We start from the raw sequence: 3,416 nt of genomic DNA, 5'->3' as shown, positions 1-3,416 counted from the left end.
CCATGAGTAGCAGACCCGGACCCCGTGATCCCGAAGCCAGGCGATCTCACGGTAGCGGAGCTCGTGCACGGATTCCGGCGCAATCACCGTAGGCCACCGCACAATCACCGCAACGATGTCGCCGGACTCCGCCAGCGCACGGACCCGCCTCCAACCGTCCCGGTCCCCGGGGTCGGCCGTCCCGTACTCATCCGTGATCAGCTCCACCACCCGCAACCCGAGTTCGACGGCGCGCTCCATCCCCTCAGCCTCTGCCCGCTCCTCGGCCAGCGTCGGCGCGGTGGAACTGCGCACGGCACACACGTAGACCACAGCCGCCGCGGTGCACTCGGGGCCCGCCTCGACGAGCGGGTCGTGAACGGTTTCCTTGTGGGTGGTCATCGTCGCGTCGTTCCTCTGCGTCGTCGTGGGATGCCCGGTTCGTCCCTGACAGGGGGGCAGGGGCGGACCGGGCCATGGGCAGCCGATGGGGAATATGCACCAGACGGCCGGTAATCACTCAACTCCGGTGCGCAGCGATGGGTAAGGGAGGAGCATGGAAGACCGGTTGAACCGGTTGACTGAGCCGTTTTCATCCTGAATAGTCGCAGGTCAGTAGTGTGGATGGCTTGGACGGCGGTGCCGATTCTGCGGGTGGAGCATCTGGCTCGCTGTAGTAGCCGCCAGGGCTTCAGCTGTGCGAAGGCCCGTTCTCCTGGAGTTCTCAGCCGGGCATGTTCGCGGTTGAACTGCTGGTAGTGCTCGGGTTGTTCGCGGTGATTCGTGTAGGGGGTTCGGACAGTGGCGCCGGCGCCCTGGTAGGCGCGGTCCGCGAGGACGAGGATCTGTCGGTGAGGCGGGCCTGGACGATGCCGTGGGCGTGGCCTGCGGTCAGGTCGGTGGGTGCGGCCCGGTGTTGCGCGGGAGAACCACAGCGGCGTGCCGTCGGGTCGGGCGATGACCTGCACGTTCATGCCATGCTTACGGTGCTTCATCGAGTAGTACGGCTCATCCGCGCGGATCCGGTCGATGGGGATCAGAGTGCCGTCAACGATGACGTGGTCGCTCTCACCGAGGCCGGTGAGAGCTTAATGGAGGCCGGGCGTCCAGGAAGCCAGAGGGACTCCGTTCTCCTGGACCATCAAGATCCAAGTCTCTCCGGTGTCCAAAATCCGGGGTCAAGGCCCGACCCACCGGATCATCCGGATCTGCGAGCGCCAGGGCGTTCCCATCCTGGCCGATCTCGCCTACCAGGGCGGCGGCCCCTGGCTGACCACGGGCATCAAACGCAGGCCCCTGCAGCACGACGCCAGCTACGGCACCTCGCTGCGTTGTCGAATCATCCGAATACGCCCAGTATGAGGATGACTCTTCGCCTTGCGATGCACCGCATCTGACGCCGTGCGCTGATCCACTGGGGATTACGGGACAACCCTTAAGAGCCTGCGTTACGGCGGGCTATCACACGTCGAACCAGATGTCTGCGGCGAGATCAGTGACATGGAGGGAAGCCGTCTCCCCGTCCCAATCATAATACACCTTAAAAGAGTTCGTGCCCACGCTCGGTGTATTTCGATTCTTGCAGGTAATTCGGTTGCCATTGAGTGTACATGCCGCCTCACTGTCTACGCTAATCACGCTCAATCCACTTGGAACATTCCAGCTAATTTCCCAAGCATCAACAGCAACCTGCGATCCACAGGAGAACGATACCGTCGCCTCGTTCCTTCCAGGCTTAGCGTCGAGCACGGTGTGGTAAGCCTTTGGGCAGCCATTGATTTGCGCGTCCGACGTGAATCGTTTTGCCGCAAGCGCGGTCATCGGATAATCAGCGTAAATTCCATCTATGCCTACACCGTAGAGCGCACTGATCCAGGCGATCTCATCATCATTGAATTCACCTGGCACCGTGTCAGGCGCGATGGTCCAAGTGTACACCTTCAGGTTAGCCTCGTGCGCGTTTTCCACAAGGCCGGTAGATTCTCCTTGCCTGTACACCATGTCGTGCCTCGGTGCGATGGCGCCAGCATATTCCGCTATATCTGTCAGGCCATCCACTGTTGTCATGTCAGACCACTCCAACCCCGGAGTGTCGGCTGGCCCCCCTCCCCAGCTCGGAGGGTAGATAGTCATGAGCAGCTTGGACTTGGGTATACCTTTCGCTGCAAGGTCTTTCAGCGCCTGAATTTCAGCACTCGCGACTATCACCTCCGATCCCGACGAAGCTAGGCCGTTCTCCTCAAGTGCATCGTAGACCAAATCTGCGACATCGAAGCCTTTATCCTTGTTGGATTTTGGAAACTTGATCTCGGGGGCTATCCCCACACCTTCCCTTTTGGCGAGGTTTATAACCTCCTGGAAAGTTGGTATTCTTTCTGTATTGTAAGGCGCGGCATGATTTTCCGGTCGATCACGGTCGCGCACATAAAGCTTCTTTAGTTCCGCAAGCGTAAAGTCCTGAATCTCCCATTTCCCATTTTCATTTTCCCTTCCTTCGAAGTAGGAAACCTCTCTTACGTTGGTCCATTCTTCTAGGTCCGCGTCATGCATCGACACGAGATTACCGTCGCGAGTCGGAAAGAGATCTGGTTCAATATAGTCCGCATGCAAATCGATGGCATTCTCATAGGATGCCATACTATGCGAAGGTCGTGTATAGCTCGACCCGCGATGAGCAATGATGGTCGGAGAGGATTCTGCAGCCGAGGCGGATATGTGGAAGCCGGCCTCGACGGCACTCAATGCCAGTACGGCAGACAAAGCCGCACAAATCTTCCGGCGTCTAATCACGATTCTACCTCCGATATAGATCGGCATCGACATTTACGATCAACCGCGGTCAGGTGTCACATTCGATCACGGAAGGCAAATTGTTTCTCCTTCCCCCCAACTCGCACCTGAGTAAAACGCGCTTAACCTCGATCTTTCGTGACGGTTCGTCGGTTCTTCGGCGGGCCGTTTCGGCTGTTCGGGCTGATGGTGGGCAGGCTGGCGGCCCGGCTTTCGCGTCGGGTGGGCGCCAGGTTCCACGGCTCCGGTCGGGTGGTGCTGCTCGTAGGGACGGGACGTACTGGTCAGCCGGGGTTCGGGAGAGCGTGGAGTCGTGCCAGGGCATCGGTGATCACATCGGTCCAGGGCCAGTGGCGGGCGAATCCCAGGTGCCGGCGGCGGGCGGTGGTGACGAGCTGGGCGGTGGCGGAGAACAGCTGGAGCCTCAGGCGGCGGGGCTCCCACCTGCGGGTCTCGCCGGTCAGGGCAAGCATGGGCATCCAGGCCAGCAGGTCGAGGGCGACCTGGCCGATCTCCAGCCAGATCTGGTTCTGCGCTGTGTCGTGCAGGGGCAGGTTGAACCGTTCCGACTTCTCTGCCGCTCCGTTGTGAGCCATCAGGGAGGATGGGACACGTGCCCAAGAAGATTGACCCCGCGCTTCGTAGCC

General features: G+C 60.3%; 3 protein-coding genes and 2 pseudogenes. 1 reads left to right on the top strand and 4 read right to left on the bottom strand.

The annotated features are described in order from the left end of the window. Together ABZ532_RS31395 and ABZ532_RS31390 are read right to left on the bottom strand one after the other, a co-directional pair. A partial coding sequence (locus ABZ532_RS31395) for a recombinase family protein (RefSeq protein WP_361291357.1) occupies nucleotides 1-381 on the bottom strand: 381 nt, incomplete at its 3' end. Beyond that, entirely contained in the window at nucleotides 378-1,001 is a 624-nt protein-coding gene (locus tag ABZ532_RS31390; RefSeq protein WP_361291360.1) for a transposase family protein, read from the bottom strand. The genes ABZ532_RS31395 and ABZ532_RS31390, both read right to left, overlap by 4 nt. 166 nt (nucleotides 1,002-1,167) lie before the next feature. On the opposite strand from ABZ532_RS31390, the pseudogene ABZ532_RS31385 reads away from it, so the two are divergent. Next, nucleotides 1,168-1,281 (top strand): annotated as a pseudogene (locus ABZ532_RS31385) (IS5/IS1182 family transposase); the annotation flags it as partial. 159 nt (nucleotides 1,282-1,440) lie between these two features. On the opposite strand, the gene ABZ532_RS31380 reads toward ABZ532_RS31385, so the two are convergent. Both ABZ532_RS31380 and ABZ532_RS31375 read right to left on the bottom strand, forming a co-directional pair. Continuing rightward, nucleotides 1,441-2,796 carry a glycerophosphodiester phosphodiesterase family protein gene (locus ABZ532_RS31380; RefSeq protein WP_361291354.1) on the bottom strand — a complete coding sequence of 452 codons (1,356 nt, stop codon included), beginning with the start codon at nucleotides 2,794-2,796 and terminating at the stop codon, nucleotides 1,441-1,443. A gap of 257 nt (nucleotides 2,797-3,053) precedes the next feature. After that, nucleotides 3,054-3,326: pseudogene (locus ABZ532_RS31375) on the bottom strand (transposase); the annotation flags it as partial. Nucleotides 3,327-3,416: the final 90 nt, after the last annotated feature.

The organism is Streptomyces sp. NPDC019396 (assembly GCF_040632375.1).
In the GTDB taxonomy this organism is placed as follows: domain Bacteria; phylum Actinomycetota; class Actinomycetes; order Streptomycetales; family Streptomycetaceae; genus Streptomyces.
Note: the sequence above shows the minus strand (reverse complement) of the source record. Positions and strands in the feature narration are given on the sequence as shown.